Origin of the sequence: Marinobacter sp. MA, assembly GCF_048298425.1 — a bacterium.
GTDB lineage: Bacteria > Pseudomonadota > Gammaproteobacteria > Pseudomonadales > Oleiphilaceae > Marinobacter > Marinobacter salsuginis.
The window spans coordinates 3,520,786-3,543,983 of sequence record NZ_CP103058.1 but is presented as its reverse complement, the minus strand read 5'-3'; the positions used below and the strand labels follow the sequence as shown (position 1 = coordinate 3,543,983).

The following is a 23,198-nucleotide window of genomic DNA, read 5'->3' as shown; positions in this document are numbered from 1 at the left end:
TCACATATCCTGTTTTTATTCCGATAGTTGGACTGGATTCCCTGACTCCGGACAGTATGGCGTTAGCCGCGGCGTTTGTCAGCCCTCGACGAGTGCCTCAGTTCGCCAGCCACCGGCCCGGGTTGTCGGGCTTGCCATTGTGGCGAACCTCAAAATACAGAGCCGGGGAATCGGTGCCACCGGTACGGCCTGCCTGGGCGATGGGCTCACCTGCAACCACCCAGTCCCCGGGACTGGTGAACAGGCTGCTGCTGTGGCCGTACAGTGTCATGTAGCCGTCGCCATGATCAATGATGGTAATCAGGCCAAAACCCCGAAGCCAGTTGGCGAACACCACCCGACCGTAGTGTATTGCCCGAATTTCCGCTTCATCACCGGTGCCGATAAGAAGGCCGTTGCGTCGGAGTTTGCCATCGGCATAGCGTTCACCATAGCGGCTCAATACCTTGCCCTCCACTGGCCATGGCAGCTTGTTGCGCAGTGAAGCGAAGGGCTGGGATTCATTGGGTGAGGGGATGTTGTTGATTGCCTGCTGGACTTCTTCGAGCAGGTTTTCCAGCCGTTTGCGATCTGATTCCAGATCTTCCCGTTCGCTCAGGCGGTTCTGGATGTCGGCTTTGAGTGCTGCCAGGGTCTGCTGGCGTTTCTGTCTGGATTCGGTCAGTTCCTGCTGGCGTTTGGCGACGTTTTCCTCGGTTCTGGCCAGTTCGACCCGTGTCGATTGCACGGCAGCCTGAGTGTTTCTGAGCTCTTGCAGGCTTTTCCTGAACGCTTCCAGGCGGTTGACGGTGTCCTTGCTGAGGTATTCGTAATAGGTCATGGTCCGGGCGATCTTGTCCGGATCTATCTCATTGAGCAGGACTTTTACCGCCGGCGCGTCTCCTTCCATCCAGGCTGCGCGGATCTGCTTCTTGAGGCTCTCACGCTGGCGGTCGAGGGTTCGGGTGAGCTCCTGCGCCTCATTCTCCAGTTCCCGGAGTCTTTGCTGCTGCTGTTCGGCCTGCTGGCGCAGGGCTCGCCGCTCGCGGGTCAGGCGGCTGATATTCTTTTCGGTCGCGGCAAGCTGCCGCTCCAGGGAGGAGCGGTCTTCTTCGGCGTCCTCCAGCCAATCGTCGATGTCCTCAATGCGTTCCTTGAGTTCCTCGATCTGGGCCGGGGTAACATCCTGTTGGGCGAGTGCCGGCGCTGCACCCAGAAAAAGGGTGAGCGCCAGTAGTGCGGTGAGTCGCAAAGGTTGGTTCCGTTCCCGGATCAGCCGATCTCAACCAGGCTGTGCCCGGTCATCTCCTCTGGTTGCTCCAGCCCCATCAGGGTGAGCAGCGAAGGTGCCACATCGCTCAGGCTTCCGTCGTTCTTCAGCTCAACCTTGCGATGGCCGGTGTATACCAGTGGCACTGGCCCGATTGTATGGGCGGTGTGGACCTGACCGGAGTTGGGGTCGGTCATCTGCTCGCAGTTGCCGTGGTCGGCGGTAATCAGTGCTTCGCCGCCAACTTCATCCAGAGCTTCGACAACACGCTTTACACATTCGTCCAGGCATTCGGCTGCTTTGATGGCCGCATCCAGCTTGCCGGTGTGGCCAACCATGTCGCCATTGGCGTAGTTGCAGACCACCAGATCGTATTTGCCGCTTTTGATGGCCTCTACCAGCTTGTCCGTAACTTCCGGCGCGCTCATCTCCGGCTGCAGGTCGTAGGTGGCCACTTTGGGGGACGGCACCAGGATCCGGTCCTCGCCTTCGAACGGCGTTTCCAGGCCGCCATTGAAGAAGAAGGTTACGTGGGCGTATTTTTCAGTTTCGGCAATTCGCAGCTGGGTCTTTCCCTGCTTCGCCATATACTCGCCAAGGCCATTGGTAAGCTGCTCCGGCGGGTAGGCGCAGGACGTTTTGATGTCGGCCGCGTACTCGGTCAACATGACAAAATCGGCCAGTTCCGGGTGCTTCTTGCGTTCGAAACCGTCAAAGTCCTTTTCCACGAAGGTGCGGGTCATCTCCCGGGCGCGGTCGGCACGGAAGTTCATGAACAGCACCGTGTCGCCATCGTTGATGGTGCCTTCCGGCTCGCCCGCGGCGTGGATGCGGGTAGGTGCTACGAATTCGTCGTTTTCCCCGCGCTCGTAGGCCTGTTCCAGCCCGGATACCGGATCGGCTGCGACGAACTCTGCGGTTCCCTGGGTCATCAGGTTATAGGCGGCTTCCACCCGGTCCCAGCGGTTGTCACGGTCCATGGCATAGTAACGACCGACAATCGACGCAACCCGGCCAACACCCAGGCTCTTGAGTTTCGCGGCCGCTTTCTCCAGTGACGGTTTGGCGCTGCGAGGCGGCATATCGCGGCCATCAAGGAAGGCATGGATATAGACTTCCTTCGCGCCGCGGGCAGCAGCCAGCTCCGCGGCCGCAATAATGTGGTCCTCGTGGCTGTGCACACCACCGGGAGACATCAGTCCCATGAGATGGACGGCGCGGCCGCTCTGAACGGCTTTGTCGATAGCGGAGCAGAGAACCTCATTCTTCTGGAAAGTGCCTTCCTCCAGGTCCTTGTCGATACGAGTCAGGCTTTGATAGACCACGCGCCCTGCGCCCAGGTTCATATGGCCAACTTCCGAGTTACCCATTTGCCCCTGCGGCAGCCCGACAAACATCCCTGACGTGTTGATGAGGGTTCTGGGCTGGCTCTGCCAGAGTTGATCCCAGAACGGGGTGCTGGCGTTGCTGATGGCATTGTCTTCAGCCGGGTCACGGTGGCCCCAGCCGTCCAGGATAATCAGTGCAGTCGGCTTGCGCATTGCAGTCATCATTCGGTCCGGAAGTGAAATGTTAGTAAATTTACTAAAACAAAAATCGAGTCTATCTATTTTCGCATTTACTGGCCAGTTTCGTCACCTTCTGTCCGGGGAGCAGGCTGTGTATAATCGCGCCAAACTCATCATCAGGGTAAATTCATGGACCGGTTGTTTGAATTTGTCGTTAACCACTACATTCTTGTGTCGCTGTTCGTGGCATTTCTGGTCGCCATTCTTATTCTGGAGTCCCGTCGTGGCGGTGCCAAGATCTCGGCCCAGGGCGCGGTCAATCTGATCAACAAGGATGAAGCCGTTGTAGTGGACATCCGGGACCGTAAGGAGTTTGGTGAGGGGCGTATTACCGGCTCTATCAACATTCCCCTGAACAGTCTCAAGAGTCGCGTTGGCGAGCTGAGCAAGTTCAAGGACAAGCAGATTATCGTTGCCGACAAAATGGGCCAGCATTCCGCCATGGCGGTCAAGCAGCTGAACGCGGAAGGCTTCAGCAATGTGGTTCGCCTGAACGGTGGTGTGGCGGACTGGAAGGCAAGCAACCTTCCGCTCGTGAAGAAATAGGTTGGCCCTTGATCTGAAGATCATTCTGCCGCACTGTTTCACATTAGCCGGCCCGGCCTGAACGTAAAATGTCCCGGCAGCAAGCTCTAGAGCATCCCATAACAACGGGCCCCGAGCCCACGATTGAGAACGAAAGGACCGAAAATGGCTGAGAATCAGCAAGCCGCAGCAGGCAGTGACAACCAGAACCAACCCCAGTTTGCCCTTCAGCGCATCTATGTGAAGGACCTGTCTTTCGAATCGCCCAACTCTCCAACTGTGTTTCAGGAGCAGTGGAAGCCGCAGGTTAACCTGGATCTGAATACCTCCCACAACAAAGTCAGCGACAACCAGTACGAGGTTGTGCTTTCCCTGACCGTTACCGCGAAAGTGGGTGAGAAGGTGGCTTACATCGTCGAGATCCAGCAGGGCGGTGTGTTCCTGGTTCAGGGCATCGAAGGCCAGCAGTTGGGCCAGATGCTGGGCGCCTACTGCCCGACTATCCTGTTCCCCTACGCTCGCGAAGCCATCGACGGCATTGTGAACAAGGGCAGCTTCCCGGCCCTGATGTTGGCGCCGGTGAATTTCGATGCCATCTATGCCCAGGCGCTCAAGCGCAAGCAGGAAGAAGCTGCGGGCGAGGCAAACGAAGAGCAGCAGACTCACTGATCTGCGGCAGATGAAAAAGAAATAGAAAAACCGGCTCCGGCCGGTTTTTTTTGTGCCTATACAAAAATTCCAGTCCAGGCATTGATATAAATCTAAAATCAAACGATAATCGTTCGCATTAAATTGTGAGTCGTTTGGTTGATCTATGCATTTTCGAAAATCATATCCCTCTCTGTCCTGCCTTTCCCTGGTTGCCATGGTCTCTACGGCAACGCTTGCCGACAACCGGTCGGCCGGTTACCTGAATGAGCTTGTTGTTACCGGAACCCGCACGGAGCGTCAGTTGCTGGATACTCCAGTTCGAACCGAAGTGGTTACTGCCGAAGAGATTGAGAAAACCCACGCTCGCAATCTGAAAGAGGCTCTGGAGAACGTTCCGGGTTTGCAGCTTCGGGAAATCCACGGCAAGCCCGGTTATGAGGTCTGGCTCCAGGGCGTTGAATCCGATCGGGTGCTGGTTCTGATTGACGGTTTGCCGATGACAGCCACAACCGGGTCGACTGTCGATGTCAGCCAGTTGTCCGTGCTCGATATCGAGCGGGTGGAAGTGGTCAAGGGCGCCGTCTCTGCCCAGTATGGCAGTTCTGGTATCGGTGGCGTGGTGAATGTTATCACTCGGCCGCCAGCGCCGGGGCTCTCCGGTCAGTTCACCACCGATGCAGGCACCTATGGTGACCAGAATCCCTCGGGCGATGAAGCCGACCCCGCCCGATATTCGGCCCGAGCCACGGTCCAGGGGGGGAGCGAAGAATTCGCCCTGCGGTTGTCCGCGTCACACCAACATTCCGATGGCATCGACCCGGAGCCGGATACCTGGGCAAGGCCCGGCGATGAATACGATCGTACCGATCTCAGTTTCCGCACCGACTGGTCTCCGAACGAAGATCATCGCCTCAGCGCCGCAGTGGCACGATTCGAGGAGGAGTCCGGATCCCGTTTCACCGAACAGAACCCGCCTTTTGTTATCAATCAGGGTAAGGATGAAACGGTTACCCGTACGCGCTATACCCTCTCCGGAGATCATGGCCGCAACTCTGATCTGAGAGCGGGCTGGTCCGCCGTCCAGGAGATCCTCAACGACGATACCTTGAAGTACACCGGCAGCGGAGTCTTTGATGACCGTCGTGCCGAATCTACGTTATCCCGTTTTTCGGCCCATCTGGGCAAGCCAGTGGGGCTCAGTCATCACCTGCAGGGTGGCGTCGATTTCAACCGTGAAACGCTCGATCAGACCAAGGACGGTGCTTCCGAGCTCGGTGCAGAACCTCGCCGACAGCGTGAAAGCCAGGAAGCCTGGGTGCAGGACACCTGGATGCCCAATGAACATCTTGAGCTAGTGCCTGGCGTCCGGTTCCAGAATGACTCCGACTTCGGAACTCACACAGCACCCAAGATTAATGCACGCTACGACTTGGTCCGAACCGATTCACTGACGGGCTTCCTGCGTGGTGGTGTTGGCGCCGGATACCGTGTGCCGAATCTGAAGGAAAGGTACTTCACCTTTGATCACAGCCAGCTTGGCTACGTCGTGCAGGGGACTCCAGGGCTGCAACCGGAGGAATCCATCAGCTATCAGTTTGGGGGCGGGCTGTCCTGGAACCGGTCTGCATGGCTGGAAGCGAACGCCTTCTTGAACGACATCGAGCAATTGATCCAGACCTCACCGGATACTGAGGCCACCCAGGCGCGGAACGACGGCGTTCAGGTTTTCTCCTATGAAAACCTTGCCGAGGCAAGGACCTGGGGGTTCGAGACCACTGCCGGCTGGGAGCCTTCCGAGCACTGGCGGCTCACCGCTGGCTACACCCTGACCCGAACGGAGGAATTGGCGACAGGCAATGAGCTTAATCGCCGGCCAAGGCATCAGGCGCGTCTCGGACTGGATGGTCCGCTCGGGGTAACCGGCCTGTCCTGGAGTGCGCGGCTTAAGTACCAGAGCGAGGAGTTTGTGGATGCTGCTGCGGGAACCGAATCCCCGGGCTATACCACAGCCGACCTGAAGCTGAATTACCAGATTTCCAACCAGTTTCGGCTGTTTGCCGGTGCCGACAACATCACCGACGAGCAGCGCGACTTTTCCAATGCCAGTGAAGATTTCAGACCGGTTGCCGGGCGGTTCCTCTACGCCGGGCTAACGGTTTCCTTTGGCGAATAATGCCTGACCACCAAAAAACGATAGGAAGGAGATATCCATGGATCTTTTCGATACCAGACCCCCGGCCATTGTGCTGGCCGCCCTGGCTTTGACGGCCTGTGGCGGAGGCAGTGACAACTCCATTGCACAGGACGACGCGGATGATGTCAGCAGTTTTTCCGAGCAGTTGATGCCAGCGGCTACGGAGACGGTCTATCTGAATCTGGAAACTGGAGCGATGGTGGAAGAAGGCGATAACTGGCACATCGCTGCCAGCCGGTTGAGCTTCAAAGTAAACAGCGGTGCGTCGGGAACCGGCCGTGTTGGTGGTGCCCTGGCCATCGCCCAGGACGATTTCTACGACGGTAACGGGGATCCCGACCCGAACGTATTCACCAACGCCACCGCCAACTCCGAGCAGGAGCATTTGCTGGGCATCCTCGAGGAACCGGCAAACTGGCAAGAGGATGCCTTCGCCAGCGCGTTCGGGGCGTCCGACGCCTGGTCCCAGTACGATTTCGCCACCGGGGTCATCTCCGAACAGTCGGACGTTGGCTATCTGGTGCGATCCGCCGAGGGCGACAGCTTCGCCCGGATGCGGGTTGTCGACTTCAACTTCCCGACCCGCGAGGGGCAGGGCATTGAGGATTTCACATTGGAGTTTGATGTGCAGGCCTCCGGTGCGTCGCAATTCAGTGCCACACCTGTCACATTCACGCCGCCCGCAGGCTACGACGGCGGCGATGCGTGCTTCGATTTCGATTCGGCCACTGTTGTTGATTGCGCGACCAGCGACCTCTGGGATGTCCAGGTCGGTTTCTCCGGACGCGACTGGTACCTGAAATCCAACAGCGGCGTGTCCGGCAACGGCAGTGGCGGCGCCTCTGATCCGATGACCTGGACCGAGCTTGCAGCCAATGACAGCGATCCAGGGGTTCCCCAGCTTTACAACACGGACTCAACCGGCGGGGTATTCACTGATAACACCTGGTACGCCTACAACCTGACCGATCAGCACAAGATCTGGCCAAACTTCCGGACCTTCCTGATCAAGGCGGATATCGATGATTCGGAGTCCATGGTCTGGGCGCTGCAGATTGTCGGTTACTACGACCAGAACGGAACCAGCGGCCAGCCGACCGTGCGCTGGCTGCCGGTTGAACTTCAGCAGGCGCAGGAGTAACCCCATGCAACAGACAGCGATGGCAACAGGCACGGCAACCGGGTCGCTCGCAGCGCGCTGGCGAACACTGCAAGAAGCAGAGCCAAACATGAGGATCCGCCAGATGGCGGACAAGCTGGGCGTCAGCGAGATGGAGCTGGTTCGGCTGCGTGGCGGCGATGCACTGATTCCTCTCAAGGACAACTTCGGGGAACTTCTAAAGGCCCTTGAGAGCGTCGGGCCGGTCATGATACTGAGCCGTAACAACGAGGTGGTTCATGAGGTTACCGGCACCTTCAAGGATTTCACCAGTGGCAGGTCCGGGGCCATGGGGCTGGCCGTCGGCGAGATCGATATCCGGGTCTTTTTTAAACACTGGGCCTATGGCTACCAGGTGCAGGAACAGGTTCGTTCCGGGTCAAGGGAGAGTCTGCAGTTCTTTGATCATTACGGCGCTGCGGTCCACAAGATCTACCGGGTTGCCGATACGGATGGCGAGGCATGGGAGCGTCTGGTCCATTCTTTCGCCGATCAAGAGCTGAGGCCGTTCAAGTCTCAGGGCACGCGCCCGGTTCCTCAACGGGTAGCGCCAGAAGCCGTCAACACAGAGGTTCTCCGAGAGGGCTGGCGGGAACTCAAGGATGTCCATCATTTTGGTGCGCTTTTGAAACGGGCGGGTACAGATCGTTTGACGGCGCTGGAACTCCTGAGAGGCGAATGGGCGACCGAGCTTGAGCGTACCGATGGCGACGTGCTGGACCGGCTACTGGAGCTGCTTCGGGATAATCAGTGCCCGGCGATGTTCTTCGTCGGCAATCCCGGCATCGTGCAGATATTCACGGGCAAGGTGGCCAATCTGCGCCGTACTGGTCCCTGGATGAACGTTCTTGACAGCGGCTTCAACCTCCATGCCAACACCGAAGCAATCCGGCGCTGGTGGCTGGTCCGCCGCCCCTCTGCAGACGGGATTATCACCTCAGTAGAGGCCTTTAACGCCGACGGTGAGCTGGTATTGACCGTGTTTGGTGAGCGCAAGCCCGGCATTCCGGAATCCGAACTCTGGCGGGAGCAGGCGGCGACCCTGGAGGCTTTGTCATGATATCGAGGGTTATTGGGTGGCTCCTGTTGGCTACTGCAATCGCGTCTTCCGCCCAGGCGGGGGATTCGCCGCGGGTTGTGACGGCTGACGGAGCAATTACCGAGATTGTGTACCGACTGGGCCTGGAGTCATTGCTGGTAGGCGTGGACACCACCAGCGGTTATCCGGAACAGACCGACTCGCTGCCCAAAATTGGCTACCTGCGGGCGTTACCTTTTGAAGGGGTGCTCGCACTCAAGCCGGATCTGCTGATTACCTCCGAGCAGGCCGCTCCGGAAGAAAACCTGGAGCGACTGGCCAGGGCGGGTGTTCAGGTCGAGAAACTGTCGTCGGCAAGAACACCGGATGCTGCGTTGGAGCGCATTGTTAACGTGGGTGAATTGCTGGGCCAACAGGAGCGGGCACAGACCCTGGCCTCCGAGCTCCGGTTGCAGATCAACCGTATCCAGCAGGCATCGCAATCCCGGGGAAGTCGGCCGAAGGTGCTGTTCATTCTTGCAGCTGGCAATCACTCGGTGATGCTGGCGGGCGAAGAAACCGCTGCATCAGCACTGCTGGATACCGTTGGCGCGGACAATGCGGTGTCCGGCCTGAAGGGCTACAAGCCGGTCAATCGGGAGGCCGTTCTGGCTTCCCGACCGGATGCCATTGTGATTGCTGAATCCACGCCGGGGCAGTTCATGATCGATTCCTGGCCGGAGGTGGAGCATCTCGATGCCTGGCAGAGCGGTCGCCGGCTGGTGGCGGACGGCATGATGCTGCTGGGTTTTGGCCCGAGGCTGCCTGACGCCATGGCCGCAGTGAACAGCGTATTGCCTGACCCATCGCAAGTGGCAGCCAATGATTCGTGATGCCGCGGGGCGCTTCGGTTTTGCGCCATCACTGGTGGTCGCGTTACTGGCCGCCGCGCTTGTTGCTCTGGTGTCTATTACCAGTGGCGCTTACCCGCTGGCATTGGGGGATATCCTGAGTGTCATCAGCGGCCGGGAAGCGAGCGATCCGGTGGCGTCCATGGTGCTGCTGGAAGTGAGAATGCCGAGATTCCTGCTCGGCTTTCTGGTTGGAGCAGTGCTGGCCGTCTCGGGAGCCCTGCTGCAGGGACTGTTTCGCAACCCTCTGGCCGACCCAGGGCTGATCGGGGTATCCGCCGGCGCTTCACTGGCGGCCATTGCGGTGATCGTGCTGGGTAATACCTGGCTGGGTGGCTGGTTGGCCATGACCGGTGAGTGGGCTTTGCCCATTGCCGCCCTTCTTGGCGGCAGTGGCACGGTTCTGCTGGCCTGGCGCGTTGCCAACAAGTCGGGACAAACAGCGGTAGCAACCCTTTTGCTCGCCGGCATTGCGATTAACGCCATAGCTGGCGCGGCCACAGGGTTGCTGACGTTTTATGCCAACGACGAAGAGCTGCGTTCGCTGACCTTCTGGACCATGGGCAGTCTCGGCCACGCCGGCTGGGATGATCTGCTGGTGGGCGCTCCGTTCATGCTGTTGGCATTATTGGCCGCCCCCTGGCTGGCCCGTCCGCTGGATGCGTTTCTGCTGGGAGAATCCGTCGTCGGGCACCTGGGCTATCGCTCCGATACCGTCAAGAAAGCCGCGATCCTGGTGGTTGGCCTGGGTGTGGGAGCTGCTGTTGCGGTCAGTGGACTGATCGGGTTTGTCGGCCTGGTGGTGCCTCACCTCGTACGCCAGCTACTTGGCGCCAGTCACCGGGTGGTGTTACCCCTCAGTGCCCTTGTGGGCGGCACCCTTCTGGTGGCCGCGGATTCCCTGGCAAGGGTGGTGGTAGCACCGGCGGAACTGCCCATAGGCCTGATGATGGCGCTGATCGGCGGTCCCTTCTTCCTTGCGCTGCTTTTGAGAACAAAGGTGATCTGATGGTTCTTTGCATTAACAACGTCAGTGTCTCTCTCCAGCGTTCCCGGATTGTCCATGGCATTGATTGCCACCTCGAAGCAGGAGAAGTGTTGATGCTCCTGGGCCCGAACGGTGCTGGCAAGTCGACTCTGCTCAGGGCGATCAGTGGTGATCTTCCCTATGGCGGCAGTGTGACGCTTTCCGGCCAGGAGCTCGGGCAATGGCGCCCGGAGCGGCTGGCCCGTCAGCGCGCGGTCATGCCCCAGCGGGTGGAGGTTAATTTCCCGTTGACGGTGGAGGAGGTGGTACAGCTGGGTCGCCCCGGGGCCGCCCGGCGTGGCAGTGATCCGGCGGTGGAGCGGTTGCTGAACGAACTGGATATTGCTCACCTGAAGCATCGGCTCGTCCCGGGCCTGTCCGGAGGTGAGCAGCAGCGGTTGCAGCTGGCACGGGTGCTGGCCCAGATCATCGACAGCCCGGGCGACCGGTTGTTGTTGCTGGACGAATGCACCTCCGCCCTGGACCCGGCTCATCAGCAATTGGTGCTGGATCTGGTCCGACGTCTGGCCAAAGAAGAGGGTGTGGCGGTTCTGGCGGTTGTCCACGATCTGAATCTGGCGGCCCAGTTTGCAGATCGGCTGCTGTTGATGAAGGCGGGCCATCTTGTTCAGGAGGGCTCTGCGTGGGAAGTGCTCACGCCTGACCTGCTTGAAACGGTTTACGGCTTTGCCGCACGGGTTGTGGAGCTTGAGGAGGGCTACCCGATGGTGGTGCCACGGCGCAGCGGGCTCTCGGGCACCTACACCGCGCCCTGGAATCCCAGTTGCCGCCAGGCCTCGTAAACCACCAGGGCCGCGGTGTTGGAAAGGTTCAGGCTGCGGCTCTCCGGCTGCATGGGAACCCGCAGGCGATGCTCGGGCTGCAGGCCTTCGCGAACCTCAGCAGGGAGGCCACGGGTTTCCGGGCCGAACATCAGGTAGTCGCCTTCCTGATACTGCACCTGATGGTAGTGAGTGCTGCCTTTGGTGGTCAGGCCGAACAGGCGTTGCGGTTGCTCGCTGGCGAGAAAGTCCCGGTAATTCCGGTGAATCCTTACCGACGCGTATTCGCTGTAATCCAGCCCGGCCCGCCGCATCTGCTTGTCTTCCAGGTTAAAACCCAGCGGTTCAATCAGATGCAGCTGACAACCGGTGTTGGCGCACAGCCGGATAATATTGCCGGTATTCGGCGGTATCTCCGGCTCGTACAGGACCACGTGGAGCATGAAGCTTAGCGCTCGACAGCCAGGGCAACGCCCATGCCGCCACCGATGCACAGTGTGGCCAGACCCTTGTGAGCGTCGCGGCGAACCATTTCATGCAGCAGGGAGACCAGGATACGACAGCCGGAGGCGCCGATGGGATGGCCCAGGGCAATGGCGCCGCCATTCACGTTTACCTTGCTGGTATCCCAGCCCATGTCGCGATTGACAGAAATGGCCTGGGCGGCAAAGGCTTCGTTGGCTTCCACCAGGTCCAGGTCATCCACGCTCCAGCCTGCGAGTTTCAGGCAGCGCTGGCTGGCAGGGATCGGGCCGGTGCCCATGATGGTCGGGTCCACGCCGGCGTTGGCATGGGCCTTGATGGTGGCAATCGGAGTCAGTCCCAGCTCTTTTGCCTTTTCGGCACTGCAGACCATCACGGCGGCGGCGCCATCGTTCAGGGAGGAGGCGTTGCCGGCGGTCACCGTGCCGTCCTTCTTGAACGCTGCACGCAGGTTACCCAGGCTCTCGGCGGTCACGCCATCGCGCGGCCCTTCATCGCGGTCGACCACGATCGGGTCACCTTTGCGCTGGGGGATGGAGACCGGAACAATCTGGCCATCGAAGTAGCCGGCATTGCGGGCTGCTGCGGCTTTCTGCTGGGACGCCGCAGCAAACTCGTCCTGTTCGTCACGGCTGATACCGTATTTCTCGACGATGTTCTCGGCGGTAATGCCCATATGGTAATCGTTGAAGGCATCCCAAAGGCCGTCCTTGATCATGGTATCCACCATGGACCAGTTGCCCATACGCTGGCCGTTGCGGCTGTTAGGCAACACGTGCGGCGCCTGGCTCATGCTTTCCTGGCCGCCGGCAATCATCAGTTCGGCGTCGCCGCAGCGAATCGCCTGTACCGCCATATGCACGGCCTTCAGGCCGGAACCGCAGACCTTGTTGATGGTCATTGCGGGTACGGAGGCAGGAATGCCGGCGTTGATGGCAGACTGGCGAGCGGGGTTCTGGCCGCAACCGGCGGTCAGCACCTGGCCGAGCACCACTTCGTTGATCTGGTCGCCGGCGACGCCGGTTTCTTCAAGGATTGCCTTGATCACAGCGGTTCCCAGCTGGTCTGCGCTCAGGCTGGAGAGACCTCCGCCAAAGGTTCCGATAGCAGTACGGCGGGCGGCAACAATAACGACATCACGCATGGGAAATCTCCGGATCAGAGGCACGCGGGGAATCAGGTCCGGCGCGTGCAGGATTGAAATCTGCCGGCATTGTATCCGGAAAGCTTCGCCCGGCCAAAGTGGGCAGCCTTGGAGGCCACTGTCTGGATTACATGTTCAGGCTTCGGCCACCATCCACGGCGATAACCTGACCGGTGATGAAAGGCGCATCGCAGACCAGGAATGCGATGGTATGGGCAATATCATCAGGATTCCCTGTGCGGGCCAGTGGGGTCTTCTGGAGAATCGCCTGCTGCGCGGTCTCGTCCATTTCGGCCTCGCCCTCGGGCCAGAGGATTGCGCCCGGTGATACACCGTTCACCCGCACGTCCGGTGCCAGGTCTTTCGCCCAGGAGCGTGTCAGGGCGGCGAGGCCGGCTTTACTGGCGCAGTAAAGTGGATGGTCATCGATGGGTCTTTCACTGTAAATATCGATCAGATTTACCACGCTGCCGCGGTTTCGCCGAAGTTCGGCCAGGCATTCCTGAAGCAGGAAAAACGGGGCCCTGAGGTTGGTGTTCAGGATGGTGTCCCAGTCGTCTTCGGAGGTGTCCGCAGTCGGGGTGGGGCAAAACACCGACGCATTGTTAACCAGTGCATCCAGTCGGCCCCAGTGTGCGATGGCATCACCGGCCAATCTTTTCACGCCGGCTGTATGGCTGAGATCCGCCTGAAGGGCGCAGGCAGAGTCGGGCCGTTGCCGGTTCAGTTGCTCAATCAGTGACCTCGCCTGCTCTTCTCGGCTCCGGTAGTGAATCACCAGGTTCCAGCCTCTTTCGTGAAGTGTCCGGGCCGTCTGTGCGCCAAGACGGTGGGCTGCGCCGGTGACCAGGGCAACGGGTGTTGTGGACGGCATGGTGACTCCTCAGTGGTTGGTCGGGGCGATGGCATCGCCGATACGTTTCAAGCGTTCGGTTCGGATTGCGCTGCCCAGCTCCTTGCCTTTGTAGCCCCGGGCGAGGAGAGTTTTTGGGTCAACACCGGTAGCGGCCCCAGAGGCGGTTCGAAGCAGGTTCAGTGGGCCCGACTCGCCGGGAAGGGCGCATTCGAGCACGTTCATCAGTTGCGAAAAGCGCTCCGGGCGGCGCCAGAAGTCCGCCTGGTCCAGCAGGTCCAGCAAGGCTTCGGCTTCAGGGTGCTCAGCATCGATGTTCCTGATTTGTGGCTTGAAGGCTGTAACCAGTCGCGCCAGGTTCTGGCAATCATTGGGGGCTTTCAGTGCCTTGGCCCGTGCCACGGCTGCAGAGTCATCCAGGGGGGACAGCAGGGCGGCAAAGCGTTCTTCCGTCTGGGCGTCAGATTGGTTCTGGACACAGCCAAGCGCCGCGATCGCAAGTTGAAACACCTTTTCGGGTGCCAGTTCCGGAATGAGTACCTCCAGGGCCCCGCAGTCCCGGAGAACGTCGAAAAAGGCCCGGGGCGCCTTTTCATGCAGTGCCCGCTGAAATTCCTGCCAGACCCGTTCCGGAACCAGGTGATCCACTTCTCCGCTAGCCACCATTTGCTTCATCAGGCCCATGGTCTGATCGCACACGCTGAATCCAAGTGGCTGAAAGCGGGCTGCGAACCGGGCGGTGCGAAGAATTCTCAGGGGGTCTTCGGCGAAGGCTTCCGAGACATGGCGGAGCTTGCGATCTTTTATATCGCTTCGGCCCTTGAAGGGGTCCACCAAGGCGCCGTCTTCGGTTTTGGCTATCGCATTGATGGTCAGGTCCCGTCGCCGCAAGTCCTGCTCGAGGGTGACATCCGGTGCGCTATAAACAGTAAAACCGTGGTAGCCGCGCCCCTCTTTGCGCTCGGTGCGAGCCAGGGCATATTCTTCCCGGGTGCGGGGGTGCAGAAAGACCGGAAAGTCCGCGCCCACCTGTTTGAACCCCTTGGCAAGCATTTCCTTTGGTGTCGCGCCGACCACCACCCAGTCCCGGTCCTTGACCTCAAGGCCCAGTAATTCGTCACGAACGGCACCGCCAACCAGATAGGCCTGCATGGAATGTCTGATTCCTTTCGGGGGAGTGTGTCGGTGGATTATCCGGTTCCAGGGCAGGGCAGGCAAACCTGTAACACGACAGGCCATAAAAAAGCCCGCCCGTGATAGCCATGGGCGGGCTTTAATCGGAAGTTGGAGGCAGATCAAACCTTCATCTGCTTCCTCTTTCAGTTTTTGATCAGAACGCGGTGCCAAGCTCCAGGGATGCGCCCACATCCGCATCGCTGTAGAGGGCGCCGAGATCAAGGCGGACGCCAACAATGTTCAGGCCAAGACCGGCGGTGAACTGGGTTTTCTCTTCAATGCCGTCGTTGTCATCGTTGCTGGCCAGGTTGTGGCGAACGCCAACCCGAAGCTGCGCGTAACGGAAGGCATCGAATTCGGCGCCCAGGGCTGCCCACTGGGTGTCGTCCTCGAAGCCAAAGGCTTCCTTCTTGGTCAGGTCAATTTCTGCAGTAACAACATGGTACTCGCTCTTATGAGCAATGCCGGCTGTAACCATCGGGTCGAGCTTCAGTGTACGAACTTCTTCTCCCAGCAGAGGCCGGCTGGCAGCAGAGTCCAGTTCCATGGGGATCAGGTTTTTAACAACAATACCTGTGTTCCACTGATTGGAGTCACCGAAGCTGTAGGCTGCACCAACGTCCACGTTGAACCCACTCTTTTCGGTCTGATACTGGTCGTCATCGAATTCGTCATCTTCGAAACCGGAAACCGACTCGGTGTACTGGAACGTGCGCAGTTCAACGTATTTCGGTGAAAGGCCCAGCTGGAAGCTGTTGCCATTCTGCAGCTCAAAGGAGCGGGCAAAGCTGATGCCCACTTCCCCGACGGCGGATGCAAGTATCTGTCCCTGCGATGTCAGATCCAGGTTGCCATTCGTGCTGATCTGGTCGACGGCATCTTGCACATCCTGGGCCGTTGCGGCAGTAGCAATGTTGTCGAGGGCGGTAATATCCTGGTTAGAGACATCACCACGAACCGTCGCCGTCAGATTACCATTGGTGAATACGCCAACAGAAAGGGATTGTCCGGGCACAGCCAGAGCCAATCCAAGACCTGCGTTCACTCTCATGGTATCCCTGTCGAATTCGGTCAGGCGATTGCTGAGGTCCGCCGCTCCAGCCTGTATAGCGTCCGGGTTGTCGTTATTCGGATCAAAGCCGGAAACGAGCGATTCCAGATCCGTGATCACATCCTGAATGTCGTCTACCTGATCAACTGTTTCTTCTTCATCGGCTGCCCGGGCGTTCACCGAGGGCAGCATCAGCCCGAAATCATCCTGCCAGCTGTGGTGATCCGCAGCAATCATTGCCGGGTTGTCCGAGGGCGCTGTAGAAGGTGTTGCAACCGCCACCCCTGTGCCGCCCATGGCGAAAGAGCGCGCAGACATAAAAGACTGGGGGCTGGCCAGTGTTGATGAGGTGGCAATGGATAGGCCGATGGCCACAGAAAGTTTGGTCAGACGATGTCCGGTCATGAAGAATCCTGTCGTGTAAAAAAGCAAAATAGATATGACGTACTAGAAAGGTTAATGCAGAACGTTTTCCAGCACATGACGCATGGGGTAACGGTTTGTTTTTGATGTGTAAACGGAGGCAGTTTTTTGCCGCTTGGGGATTGCAGAATGAGAGGAACGGACGTTGTTAATCGAAATATCAGTGGTTTAGAAAAACTGGCGTAATTTTTTCATGGTCAAGCGGAAATGATGTTTTCTGGAGACACGCAATGAATCTTCGCTGGATACTCATGCCTCTGTTGGCGACAACGGTTGCAGCCTGTGCGCCGATTGGCAGCCACCAGGGGGATAACGGCAGCCAGCCCCGCCAGGATACGATGCTTGAGCCGATAACGGTGCGGGTGAGCGGTCTGGGGACCTATGAGGATGTTGCGGCCGACCGTTCGGATACCCGCAAACGCCTGATGGCCCGGCGAGCGTCCCAGCTGGATGCATACCGCAATCTCGTGGAACGCGTATACGGTACCGTCGTATACGGCAGTTCCACCGTGAACGATTTTGTCTTGCGCAATGATATGTTCAGAACCTACGTCGACAGTTACATTCGGGGAGCGAAGCTGGTCGCCGTGAACGAGCACAGCGACGGCGTGTTCGAGACCGTGATGGAACTGAAACTTGAGCCCCGTTTCCGGGCCTGTGTCGCCGAGGTGGCTGATGATCAGGTGCAGGATCTCTGCCCGATCCCCATGCCGCAGGAGAATGACAGCGTGGGCGATGTGCAGAGCAAGGGCGTGGATTCCCTGTATTACCTTGATTGATCGAGAGTACTGAAAGCTATGAAACGCTTGCTGTCACTGGCTGTATTCGGGATTCTCGCCCTTGTTCCGGTCTCGGGTGCCCAGGCTGTTGTCCTTGAAGGTGTTGGTCACGCCAATATCCACAACGGAAATCTGGAAGCCGCCCGGGCCGAAGCCCGCAAGGCGGCTATCCGGGACCTCTCGCTCCAGTATGAGGCCCGGGTAAGCACGCACGACACCATGAAAAATGGCGTTATCACCGAATCCCGGATGGATCTGGCCTCAAGCGCCAGAGCCCGGAACGTGCGGATAATTGATGAGTACCAGAGTGGTAACCTGTTACGGGTGATTGTTCGTGGAGATATCAGCGAGAGTCGCAGTCAGTGCGGCGCGGGCGATGCCGGCCGGCTGAAAAAGCGGGTCGCGGTGACCGGCTTCCCGATGCTGTATCCGGACCAGGCCAGGGTAGGGCGAATTGACGATGCCGGCGAGATCTTGCCGCAACAGCTGCAACAGCGTTTGGTGGCCCAGGGCGGTCTGCAGGTTTTCGGCGCGACCACTTCAAGAATGTTTACCGACCTGCTGAACGCACCGACGGTTCAGCAGAACGACAATCGATTAAGCAACGTACTCGAGCTGGCCCGGGAAATGGGTGTGCAGTTCGTGGTGACCGGGGTTATTCGGGATCTGGGTGTGGCAGACCCGTCGGCCTGGGGCACTTCTGTACTGGACAGGATGCAACGGGGCATTGGCGTGGTGGATCAACGCCGTCGGTTCGCGGCTGATCTGATTATATTTGACGGATTCAGCGGTGCGCCTGTCTACCGGCAGAGGTTTGCAACAGCAGCCCAGTGGGATGCCGGTCCGGGAAGTTCTGCCGGATTTGGTTCAGCGGGCTTCCAGAAGACCGCCTATGGACAGGCAGTGAACGGTTTAATCGGGGAAATGGCGGCCGCCGTGACCGAGGCGTTGGCGTGTCAGCCCTTTATTACCCGGATTGCGCGGGTGGACGGCCACGGGGTGACGCTGGAATCGGGGGCTACCGCCGGGCTCAGGCCGGGCGACGAGTTGAAGCTTTACCGGAGCAAGCGCTATCTGGATGCTCCTGAAGATTCTCCGGAGCTACATGACACCGAGGTCACCGTCACTCTTGATAGCGTTCAGCCCCATTTCAGTCGGGGCACGATGCCGCAGCTCGGCGGCATCTTGAACATCCAGAGAGATGATATCGCGATTATCTGGTAAGGCGGGTAGGTATCAGTTGCTGGCGCCGGCCGCCTCTGCAGCCGCAATATCCCGGATTTTCCCGACCATGGCCCGAAGGCCGTTGCCCCGGGTCGGCGAAATATGGCGGAACAGGTCCAGTTGCTCGAACAACTCATCGATGTCGGTTGCCAGCAGGTCCCTCGGGGTTTTGCCGTTCAGGGCAACCAGAATGATGGCGGCCAGCCCGCGTACAATCATGGCGTCTGAATCAATCAAGAGGTAAAGCCGGCCGCTGTCTTCGTCGAAGTGGTGGATCAGCCAGACCTGGCTCTGGCAGCCGTGAACATAGTTTTCCTCAATCCGGGATTCCTCCGGGAAGGCAGGAAGCTGTTTGCCCAGATCGATGATGAAAGCGTAGCGCTCTTCCCAGTCGTCCAGAAGCTCGAAGCCATCCAGAACGTCTTCCAGGGTGGTGTCTTTGCCAAGGGGGTTGTTCAGAAAGTCCTGTTCACTGGCAGTCATTTACAGCATTCCCAGTTCGAGTTTGGCTTCGTCGGTGAGCATGTCGTTGCTCCAGGGCGGATCGAAAGTCAGCTCAACGGTGACTTTGTCCACGTTGGGCACGTGCTCAAGCTTGGTTTTCACATCCTCGGTAATCACCGGGCCCATGCCGCAACCGGCGGCCGTCAGCGTCATCAGGACGTAGACGTGGTTGCCGTCTTCGGTGCCATTTTCAATCTTGCACTCGTAAATCAAGCCAAGATCCACCACATTTACCGGAATTTCCGGATCGTAGCAGTTTCGCATGGCTTCCCAGACCTGGTTTTCGTTGACGGTGCCGTCTTCGGGAGTTTCAAAGCTGCTTTCCAGGGGTTTCTTGCCGAGGGCATCGGCGTTGTGGCCTTCAATCCGGGCAAGATTGCCGTTCACGGCGACCGTGAAAGTGCCACCCAGTGACTGTGTGATGGTCACAAAGGTGTCCGACGGAATCATGATTTCGGTTCCGGCAGGAACAAGGCGGGCTTCCACCTCGCGTTTGGTCAGGACCACTTCCCTTTCTTGCATGCCTGTTCTGGCCTCGCTTTTCTTAAATCTCTGGTGTCGGATTACGCTACGGTAAAGCTCTCGCCGCAGCCGCATTCCGCGGTGGCGTTCGGATTGCGGAACTGGAACATGGAGTTCACGCCCTCCGTCACGAAGTCGATCTCGATGCCGTTCACCAGAGGCAGGTGCTCCTCTTTCACGAAGACATCGACACCGTCGATGTGGAACACCTTGTCGTCAGCCGAGGCCTCTTCCACCCACTGGGTTTCATATTTGAAGCCGGAGCAGCCACTCTTCTTGATGGCCAGCCGGATGCCCTTGGCTTCCGGCTTTTTCTCGAGCTGTTTGCGCACGTGTTTAACGGCGCTCGGCGTCATGGTGACGGCAACGGTCGGGGTGAAGACTTCGGCTGTCATGATTCCACCTCCATCAGGCAAACAGACGCTGGACTTTCTGCAGGGCGGTAAACAATGTATCCACCTCGTCCAGTGTATTGTAGAACGCGAATGAGGCCCGGGCTGTACCGGGAACTCCATAGAAATCCATCAGCGGCATGGCGCAATGGTGGCCGGTGCGGATCGCAATGCCCTGCTGATCCAGCAGCGTGCCTATATCACTGGGGTGCAAACCAGCAATTTTAAAGGACATGACCGGCACTTTCTGTTTGGCGGTGCCGATGATCTCCATGCCGGGCACGGTTTCCACCAGCTGATTGGCTCGCTCTAGCAGGGCGGCCTCGGCCGCTTCCATGCCAGCACGGTCCAGACCGTTCAGGTAGTCGATGGCTGCGCCCAAGCCCACCGCCTCGGCAATGGCCGGCGTGCCGGCCTCGAATTTGTAGGGCAGGGTGTTCCAGGTAGTCCGCTCGAAGGACACCCGCTCGATCATCTCGCCGCCGCCCTGGTAGGGAGGTATTTCCTCCAGCAACTGGGCCTTGCCGTAAAGCACGCCAATACCGGTGGGGCCAAACAGCTTGTGCGATGAGAACACGTAAAAGTCGCAGCCCAGTGCCTGCACATCCGGCTGGTAATGGGGTACTGCCTGGGCGCCGTCCACCAGGGTAATAATGCCGTGCGCTTTTGCCTGTTCAATCAGGGCTGCCACGGGGTTTACGGTGCCAAGCACGTTTGAAACATGGGTGATTGCCAGCACCCGGGTTTTTTCATTGAGCAGGCTGGTGAAGGATTCGAGATCCAGCTCGCCGTCCGGGGTTACCTGAACAGGAACCACTTTTGCACCCGTGCGCTCGGCAATCATCTGCCAGGGCACAATGTTGGCGTGGTGCTCCATGTGGCTCACCAGAATCTCGTCTCCGGCCTTCAGGCGAGGAGCCAGGCCGTTGGCAACGAGGTTGATGGCCTCGGTAGTACCACGGGTCCAGATGATCTCCCGGGTACTTTCCGCATTCAGAAAACTGCGAACAGTCTCACGGGCCCCTTCGAACGCAGCGGTCGCCCGGTCTCCGAGCGTGTGGGCGCCACGATGGACGTTGGAGTGCATCTCACGGTAATACCGATCCATGGCGTTCAGCACGGCCTCAGGCTTCTGGGCCGAGGCACCATTATCCAGATACACCAGGGGCTTGCCGTTCACCTGCTGAGACAGGATCGGGAAATCCCGGCGAACGGCGTCCACATCAAAGGTGGTGCGCTTGGCTGTGCTTGCCACGGAAAGATCGGTCATAACCGCTCACGCCTCCTGGAATGTCTGTTCGAAGAAGTGGTTCAGCCGGCCCTGGACCGTTTCCCGCACTGCTTCAACCGGAATCTGTTCCACCAGCTCGTTGATAAAGGCCATGGTGAGCAGAACGTTCGCCTCACGCCGTCCGATGCCTCGTGAAACCAGGTAGAACAGAGAGGTCTCATCCAGCTGGCCGATGGTTGCGCCATGGGCACACTTTACGTCGTCGGCGTAGATTTCGAGTTCCGGCTTGGTATCGATTTCTGCCCCGTTGGACAGCAGCAGGTTCTTGTTGTTCATATCCGCATTGGACTTCTGGGCGTCCTGATGGATATGAATCCGGCCATTGAAAACCGCATGTGACTGGTCGGCTGCAATATTGCGATAGGTTTCCTCGCTGTTGCAGTGGGCAGCCACGTGCTCAATGGTGGTGTGGTTGTCGTAATGCTGTTTGCCCTGGGTAACAACCACGCCGTTAAGCTTGCACTCGGCGCCTTCGCCTTCCAGCCGAACCTGCAGATCGTGCCGGCGCAGCGGGCCGCCAAAACCGACCGTGTGGCTCTCGAACCGGGAGCTGCGTTGCTGCAGGACACCGGTAGAGCCAATGTGCTGGACATTCTCGCCTTCCATGTTGAGGCGAATGCTGGTGATGTTGGCGCCCTCTGCGACGTTGAACTCGGTAACGGTGTTAACCATGACTGGGGCCGAGCCGCTGGAGATATATTCCTCTACGAGCGTAATCTGGCTGTGACGGCCGGCGTCTACGAAAATACGCGGGAAGGCCGAACCGCTGGCCTCAGCTGTGACTTCGTGAACGATGAACAGCGGCTGGTCGAGCACAGCGTCCGGCTTCAGGCGAATCAGCAGACCGTCTTCAAAACGGGCGGAGTTCAGCCGCGCCATCTGGACGGCTTTGTTGTCCAGGGTGCTGTCCAGACGGTCCGCCAGATCACTGGCCTCCTCGTCGCTCAGATCACCGAAACTCTGGATGCTGATGCCGTCCAGGTCCGGGTATTCACAGGCCTCAGGCATCATCACGCCATTGAGAAACGCGACCTTGTAACCGGGCACTGCCAGACTGCTGCCGGTCTTGCCTTCCGCCGGCAGCGAAATAGCCATCTCGTCGGTCAGCTTCAGGTACTTGCTGGAGTACTTCCAGTTTTCGGTTTTCCGGGTTGGCAACGGCATGTCGACCAACGCGGTACCCCGTTGCTTGCGCAGGGCGAGCAGCGGCTCCGGCAGTGACTGACCGGCCGGATGCAGGAACGCGGTGGAAAGCGTGGGTGCTGGTTTCATTCCGCGACCTCCTTAATTGGCTGAACTGTCGGCAGTTTCTTCATCCTTGATGCCCAGCCAGCCGTAGCCGCGTTCTTCCAGCTCCAGGGCCAGCTCGCGGCCACCGGATTTGATGATCTTGCCGCCGGCCAGCACGTGCACGTAATCCGGCACGATGTGGTTCAGCAGACGCTGGTAGTGGGTCACCATCAGGATGGCGCGGTCTTCAGCGCGCAGAGCGTTTACGCCGTCAGAAACAACCTTCAGGGCGTCGATATCAAGGCCAGAATCGGTCTCGTCGAGAATTGCCAGCTTCGGCTGCAGCAGCAGAGCCTGAAGGATCTCGTTACGCTTCTTCTCGCCACCGGAGAAGCCTTCGTTGACACCCCGCTTGAGGAATGAGGGATCCAGATCCACCTGTTTGGAAATCTCTTTGGCGAGCTTCATGAACTCGGCCGCGTTCATCTCGTCCTGGCCCTTGTGCTGACGCATGGCGTTCACGGCGGTACGCAGGAACTGCAGGTTGCTTACCCCGGGGATTTCCACCGGGTACTGGAATGCCAGAAAGATGCCTTCACGGGCGCGCTCTTCGGTTTCAAGTTCAAGCAGGTTTTCACCGTTCAGGCTGATCTCACCCTCGGTGACTTCAAATGCCTCGTTGCCTGCAAGCACCTGCGACAGGGTACTCTTGCCAGAACCGTTCGGGCCCATGATGGCGTGAACTTCCCCGGCCTTGATTTCCAGGTTGATGCCCTTGAGGATTTCTTTGCCCTCAACGGATGCGTGCAGGTTCTTGATGCTCAGCATTTGTGGCTTCTCTCTCGTTTAACCGTTGAATTCTGATGTTCACCCTGGTCTTGCTGACCGCTGAATCGGGTGAGTCAGCCATCGGGCAGGCCCTTCCGGGATACGCTGTAAATACGTCCCTGTACGCTCGTTGAAATCATCCCTGATTTCGACGATCCCGGAAGGGCCTGCCCGACGGCTTCCGCTATGCTTTTGCGTTTGCCGTCCTGTTAAC

The 23,198-nt window shown here is 58.9% G+C and carries 23 protein-coding genes; 10 read left to right on the top strand and 13 right to left on the bottom strand.

The features are described 5' to 3' along the window. Positions 1-97: 97 nt before the first annotated feature. Both NUW46_RS16460 and gpmM read right to left on the bottom strand, forming a co-directional pair. Positions 98-1,231: a murein hydrolase activator EnvC family protein gene (locus NUW46_RS16460; RefSeq protein ID WP_418140711.1), complete on the bottom strand. Its 1,134-nt coding sequence runs from the start codon at positions 1,229-1,231 to the stop codon at positions 98-100. A 20-nt stretch (positions 1,232-1,251) separates the two neighbouring features. Next, positions 1,252-2,799 (bottom strand): 2,3-bisphosphoglycerate-independent phosphoglycerate mutase, encoded by a 1,548-nt coding sequence (gene gpmM, locus NUW46_RS16455; protein ID WP_418142052.1) that lies wholly within the window; start codon positions 2,797-2,799, stop codon positions 1,252-1,254. Between the two features lie 147 nt (positions 2,800-2,946). Here gpmM and NUW46_RS16450 point away from each other — a divergent pair, with 147 nt between their 5' ends. The 8 genes from NUW46_RS16450 to NUW46_RS16415 all read left to right on the top strand — a co-directional run bounded on the left by NUW46_RS16450 (position 2,947) and on the right by NUW46_RS16415 (position 11,105). Further along, complete coding sequence (locus NUW46_RS16450) at positions 2,947-3,363, top strand: rhodanese-like domain-containing protein (protein WP_008169323.1); 417 nt, start codon at positions 2,947-2,949, stop codon at positions 3,361-3,363. A gap of 144 nt (positions 3,364-3,507) precedes the next feature. Next, positions 3,508-4,011 (top strand): protein-export chaperone SecB, encoded by a 504-nt coding sequence (gene secB / locus NUW46_RS16445; protein ID WP_064227537.1) that lies wholly within the window; start codon positions 3,508-3,510, stop codon positions 4,009-4,011. Between the two features lie 145 nt (positions 4,012-4,156). Further along, positions 4,157-6,166 carry a TonB-dependent receptor plug domain-containing protein gene (locus tag NUW46_RS16440; RefSeq protein ID WP_418140710.1) on the top strand — a complete coding sequence of 670 codons (2,010 nt, stop codon included), beginning with the start codon at positions 4,157-4,159 and terminating at the stop codon, positions 6,164-6,166. A gap of 37 nt (positions 6,167-6,203) precedes the next feature. Further along, complete coding sequence (locus tag NUW46_RS16435) at positions 6,204-7,328, top strand: HmuY family protein (RefSeq protein WP_418140709.1); 1,125 nt, start codon at positions 6,204-6,206, stop codon at positions 7,326-7,328. A 4-nt stretch (positions 7,329-7,332) separates the two neighbouring features. Continuing rightward, a complete protein-coding gene (locus tag NUW46_RS16430) occupies positions 7,333-8,406 on the top strand; it encodes a hemin-degrading factor (RefSeq protein ID WP_222465344.1) in 1,074 nt (357 codons plus the stop codon). Positions 8,407-8,432: 26 nt separating this feature from the next. After that, positions 8,433-9,257, top strand: a complete 825-nt coding sequence (locus tag NUW46_RS16425) for a heme/hemin ABC transporter substrate-binding protein (RefSeq protein ID WP_228744375.1) — start codon at positions 8,433-8,435, stop codon at positions 9,255-9,257. Continuing rightward, on the top strand, positions 9,247-10,284 hold the full coding sequence (locus NUW46_RS16420) for a FecCD family ABC transporter permease (protein WP_418140708.1): 1,038 nt from the start codon (positions 9,247-9,249) through the stop codon (positions 10,282-10,284). Before NUW46_RS16425 ends, NUW46_RS16420 begins: the two co-directional genes overlap by 11 nt. Next, the gene (locus NUW46_RS16415) at positions 10,284-11,105 is read left to right on the top strand and encodes a heme ABC transporter ATP-binding protein (RefSeq protein WP_418140707.1); all 822 of its coding nucleotides are present in this window, start codon (positions 10,284-10,286) and stop codon (positions 11,103-11,105) included. Before NUW46_RS16420 ends, NUW46_RS16415 begins: the two co-directional genes overlap by 1 nt. Here the strand turns inward: NUW46_RS16415 and trmL are convergent. The 5 genes from trmL to traF all read right to left on the bottom strand — a co-directional run bounded on the left by trmL (position 11,063) and on the right by traF (position 16,196). After that, positions 11,063-11,527, bottom strand: coding sequence for a tRNA (uridine(34)/cytosine(34)/5-carboxymethylaminomethyluridine(34)-2'-O)-methyltransferase TrmL (trmL, locus tag NUW46_RS16410; RefSeq protein WP_305965760.1), 465 nt, complete (start codon positions 11,525-11,527; stop codon positions 11,063-11,065). The genes NUW46_RS16415 and trmL overlap by 43 nt on opposite strands. Positions 11,528-11,532: 5 nt before the next feature. Next, a complete protein-coding gene (locus NUW46_RS16405; protein WP_069181849.1) occupies positions 11,533-12,711 on the bottom strand; it encodes an acetyl-CoA C-acetyltransferase in 1,179 nt (392 codons plus the stop codon). Between the two features lie 127 nt (positions 12,712-12,838). Further along, on the bottom strand, positions 12,839-13,585 hold the full coding sequence (locus NUW46_RS16400) for a pteridine reductase (protein WP_418140706.1): 747 nt from the start codon (positions 13,583-13,585) through the stop codon (positions 12,839-12,841). A 9-nt stretch (positions 13,586-13,594) separates the two neighbouring features. Then, a complete protein-coding gene (locus tag NUW46_RS16395; protein ID WP_305965761.1) occupies positions 13,595-14,716 on the bottom strand; it encodes a multifunctional CCA tRNA nucleotidyl transferase/2'3'-cyclic phosphodiesterase/2'nucleotidase/phosphatase in 1,122 nt (373 codons plus the stop codon). A 178-nt stretch (positions 14,717-14,894) separates the two neighbouring features. After that, positions 14,895-16,196, bottom strand: coding sequence for a conjugal transfer protein TraF (gene traF / locus NUW46_RS16390; protein WP_418140705.1), 1,302 nt, complete (start codon positions 16,194-16,196; stop codon positions 14,895-14,897). Between the two features lie 248 nt (positions 16,197-16,444). On the opposite strand from traF, the gene NUW46_RS16385 reads away from it, so the two are divergent. Together NUW46_RS16385 and NUW46_RS16380 are read left to right on the top strand one after the other, a co-directional pair. Then, entirely contained in the window at positions 16,445-16,993 is a 549-nt protein-coding gene (locus tag NUW46_RS16385; RefSeq protein ID WP_136631220.1) for an LPP20 family lipoprotein, read from the top strand. An 18-nt stretch (positions 16,994-17,011) separates the two neighbouring features. Then, on the top strand, positions 17,012-18,217 hold the full coding sequence (locus NUW46_RS16380; protein ID WP_418140704.1) for a flagellar assembly protein T N-terminal domain-containing protein: 1,206 nt from the start codon (positions 17,012-17,014) through the stop codon (positions 18,215-18,217). A 12-nt stretch (positions 18,218-18,229) separates the two neighbouring features. Here the strand turns inward: NUW46_RS16380 and NUW46_RS16375 are convergent, their stop codons facing one another. Genes NUW46_RS16375 through sufC form a run of 6 tightly spaced genes read right to left on the bottom strand, consistent with a single transcriptional unit; the run spans position 18,230 to position 22,984 of the window. Then, positions 18,230-18,700 carry a SufE family protein gene (locus NUW46_RS16375; RefSeq protein ID WP_305965764.1) on the bottom strand — a complete coding sequence of 157 codons (471 nt, stop codon included), beginning with the start codon at positions 18,698-18,700 and terminating at the stop codon, positions 18,230-18,232. Further along, positions 18,701-19,243 carry a putative Fe-S cluster assembly protein SufT gene (gene sufT / locus NUW46_RS16370; RefSeq protein ID WP_209400182.1) on the bottom strand — a complete coding sequence of 181 codons (543 nt, stop codon included), beginning with the start codon at positions 19,241-19,243 and terminating at the stop codon, positions 18,701-18,703. 41 nt (positions 19,244-19,284) lie between these two features. Continuing rightward, positions 19,285-19,638: a HesB/IscA family protein gene (locus NUW46_RS16365; protein ID WP_136631294.1), complete on the bottom strand. Its 354-nt coding sequence runs from the start codon at positions 19,636-19,638 to the stop codon at positions 19,285-19,287. 13 nt (positions 19,639-19,651) lie between these two features. Then, positions 19,652-20,905 (bottom strand): aminotransferase class V-fold PLP-dependent enzyme, encoded by a 1,254-nt coding sequence (locus tag NUW46_RS16360; RefSeq protein ID WP_412536493.1) that lies wholly within the window; start codon positions 20,903-20,905, stop codon positions 19,652-19,654. A 6-nt stretch (positions 20,906-20,911) separates the two neighbouring features. Then, entirely contained in the window at positions 20,912-22,198 is a 1,287-nt protein-coding gene (gene sufD, locus NUW46_RS16355; RefSeq protein WP_136631293.1) for a Fe-S cluster assembly protein SufD, read from the bottom strand. 12 nt (positions 22,199-22,210) lie between these two features. After that, on the bottom strand, positions 22,211-22,984 hold the full coding sequence (sufC, locus tag NUW46_RS16350; protein ID WP_069181838.1) for a Fe-S cluster assembly ATPase SufC: 774 nt from the start codon (positions 22,982-22,984) through the stop codon (positions 22,211-22,213). Positions 22,985-23,198: the final 214 nt, after the last annotated feature.

Coding starts and splice junctions, on each gene's coding strand:
- sufT (WP_209400182.1), bottom strand. CDS start 19,243: ATGCAAGAAAGGGAAGTGGTCCTGACCAAACGCGAGGTGGAAGCCCGC.
- NUW46_RS16435 (WP_418140709.1), top strand. CDS start 6,204: ATGGATCTTTTCGATACCAGACCCCCGGCCATTGTGCTGGCCGCCCTG.
- gpmM (WP_418142052.1), bottom strand. CDS start 2,799: ATGACTGCAATGCGCAAGCCGACTGCACTGATTATCCTGGACGGCTGG.
- sufD (WP_136631293.1), bottom strand. CDS start 22,198: ATGAAACCAGCACCCACGCTTTCCACCGCGTTCCTGCATCCGGCCGGT.
- NUW46_RS16400 (WP_418140706.1), bottom strand. CDS start 13,585: ATGCCGTCCACAACACCCGTTGCCCTGGTCACCGGCGCAGCCCACCGT.
- NUW46_RS16450 (WP_008169323.1), top strand. CDS start 2,947: ATGGACCGGTTGTTTGAATTTGTCGTTAACCACTACATTCTTGTGTCG.
- NUW46_RS16430 (WP_222465344.1), top strand. CDS start 7,333: ATGCAACAGACAGCGATGGCAACAGGCACGGCAACCGGGTCGCTCGCA.
- NUW46_RS16380 (WP_418140704.1), top strand. CDS start 17,012: ATGAAACGCTTGCTGTCACTGGCTGTATTCGGGATTCTCGCCCTTGTT.
- secB (WP_064227537.1), top strand. CDS start 3,508: ATGGCTGAGAATCAGCAAGCCGCAGCAGGCAGTGACAACCAGAACCAA.
- NUW46_RS16360 (WP_412536493.1), bottom strand. CDS start 20,905: ATGACCGATCTTTCCGTGGCAAGCACAGCCAAGCGCACCACCTTTGAT.
- NUW46_RS16415 (WP_418140707.1), top strand. CDS start 10,284: ATGGTTCTTTGCATTAACAACGTCAGTGTCTCTCTCCAGCGTTCCCGG.
- NUW46_RS16440 (WP_418140710.1), top strand. CDS start 4,157: ATGCATTTTCGAAAATCATATCCCTCTCTGTCCTGCCTTTCCCTGGTT.
- NUW46_RS16365 (WP_136631294.1), bottom strand. CDS start 19,638: ATGACAGCCGAAGTCTTCACCCCGACCGTTGCCGTCACCATGACGCCG.
- traF (WP_418140705.1), bottom strand. CDS start 16,196: ATGACCGGACATCGTCTGACCAAACTTTCTGTGGCCATCGGCCTATCC.
- NUW46_RS16405 (WP_069181849.1), bottom strand. CDS start 12,711: ATGCGTGATGTCGTTATTGTTGCCGCCCGCCGTACTGCTATCGGAACC.
- trmL (WP_305965760.1), bottom strand. CDS start 11,527: ATGCTCCACGTGGTCCTGTACGAGCCGGAGATACCGCCGAATACCGGC.
- sufC (WP_069181838.1), bottom strand. CDS start 22,984: ATGCTGAGCATCAAGAACCTGCACGCATCCGTTGAGGGCAAAGAAATC.
- NUW46_RS16395 (WP_305965761.1), bottom strand. CDS start 14,716: ATGCAGGCCTATCTGGTTGGCGGTGCCGTTCGTGACGAATTACTGGGC.
- NUW46_RS16420 (WP_418140708.1), top strand. CDS start 9,247: ATGATTCGTGATGCCGCGGGGCGCTTCGGTTTTGCGCCATCACTGGTG.
- NUW46_RS16385 (WP_136631220.1), top strand. CDS start 16,445: ATGAATCTTCGCTGGATACTCATGCCTCTGTTGGCGACAACGGTTGCA.
- NUW46_RS16375 (WP_305965764.1), bottom strand. CDS start 18,700: ATGACTGCCAGTGAACAGGACTTTCTGAACAACCCCCTTGGCAAAGAC.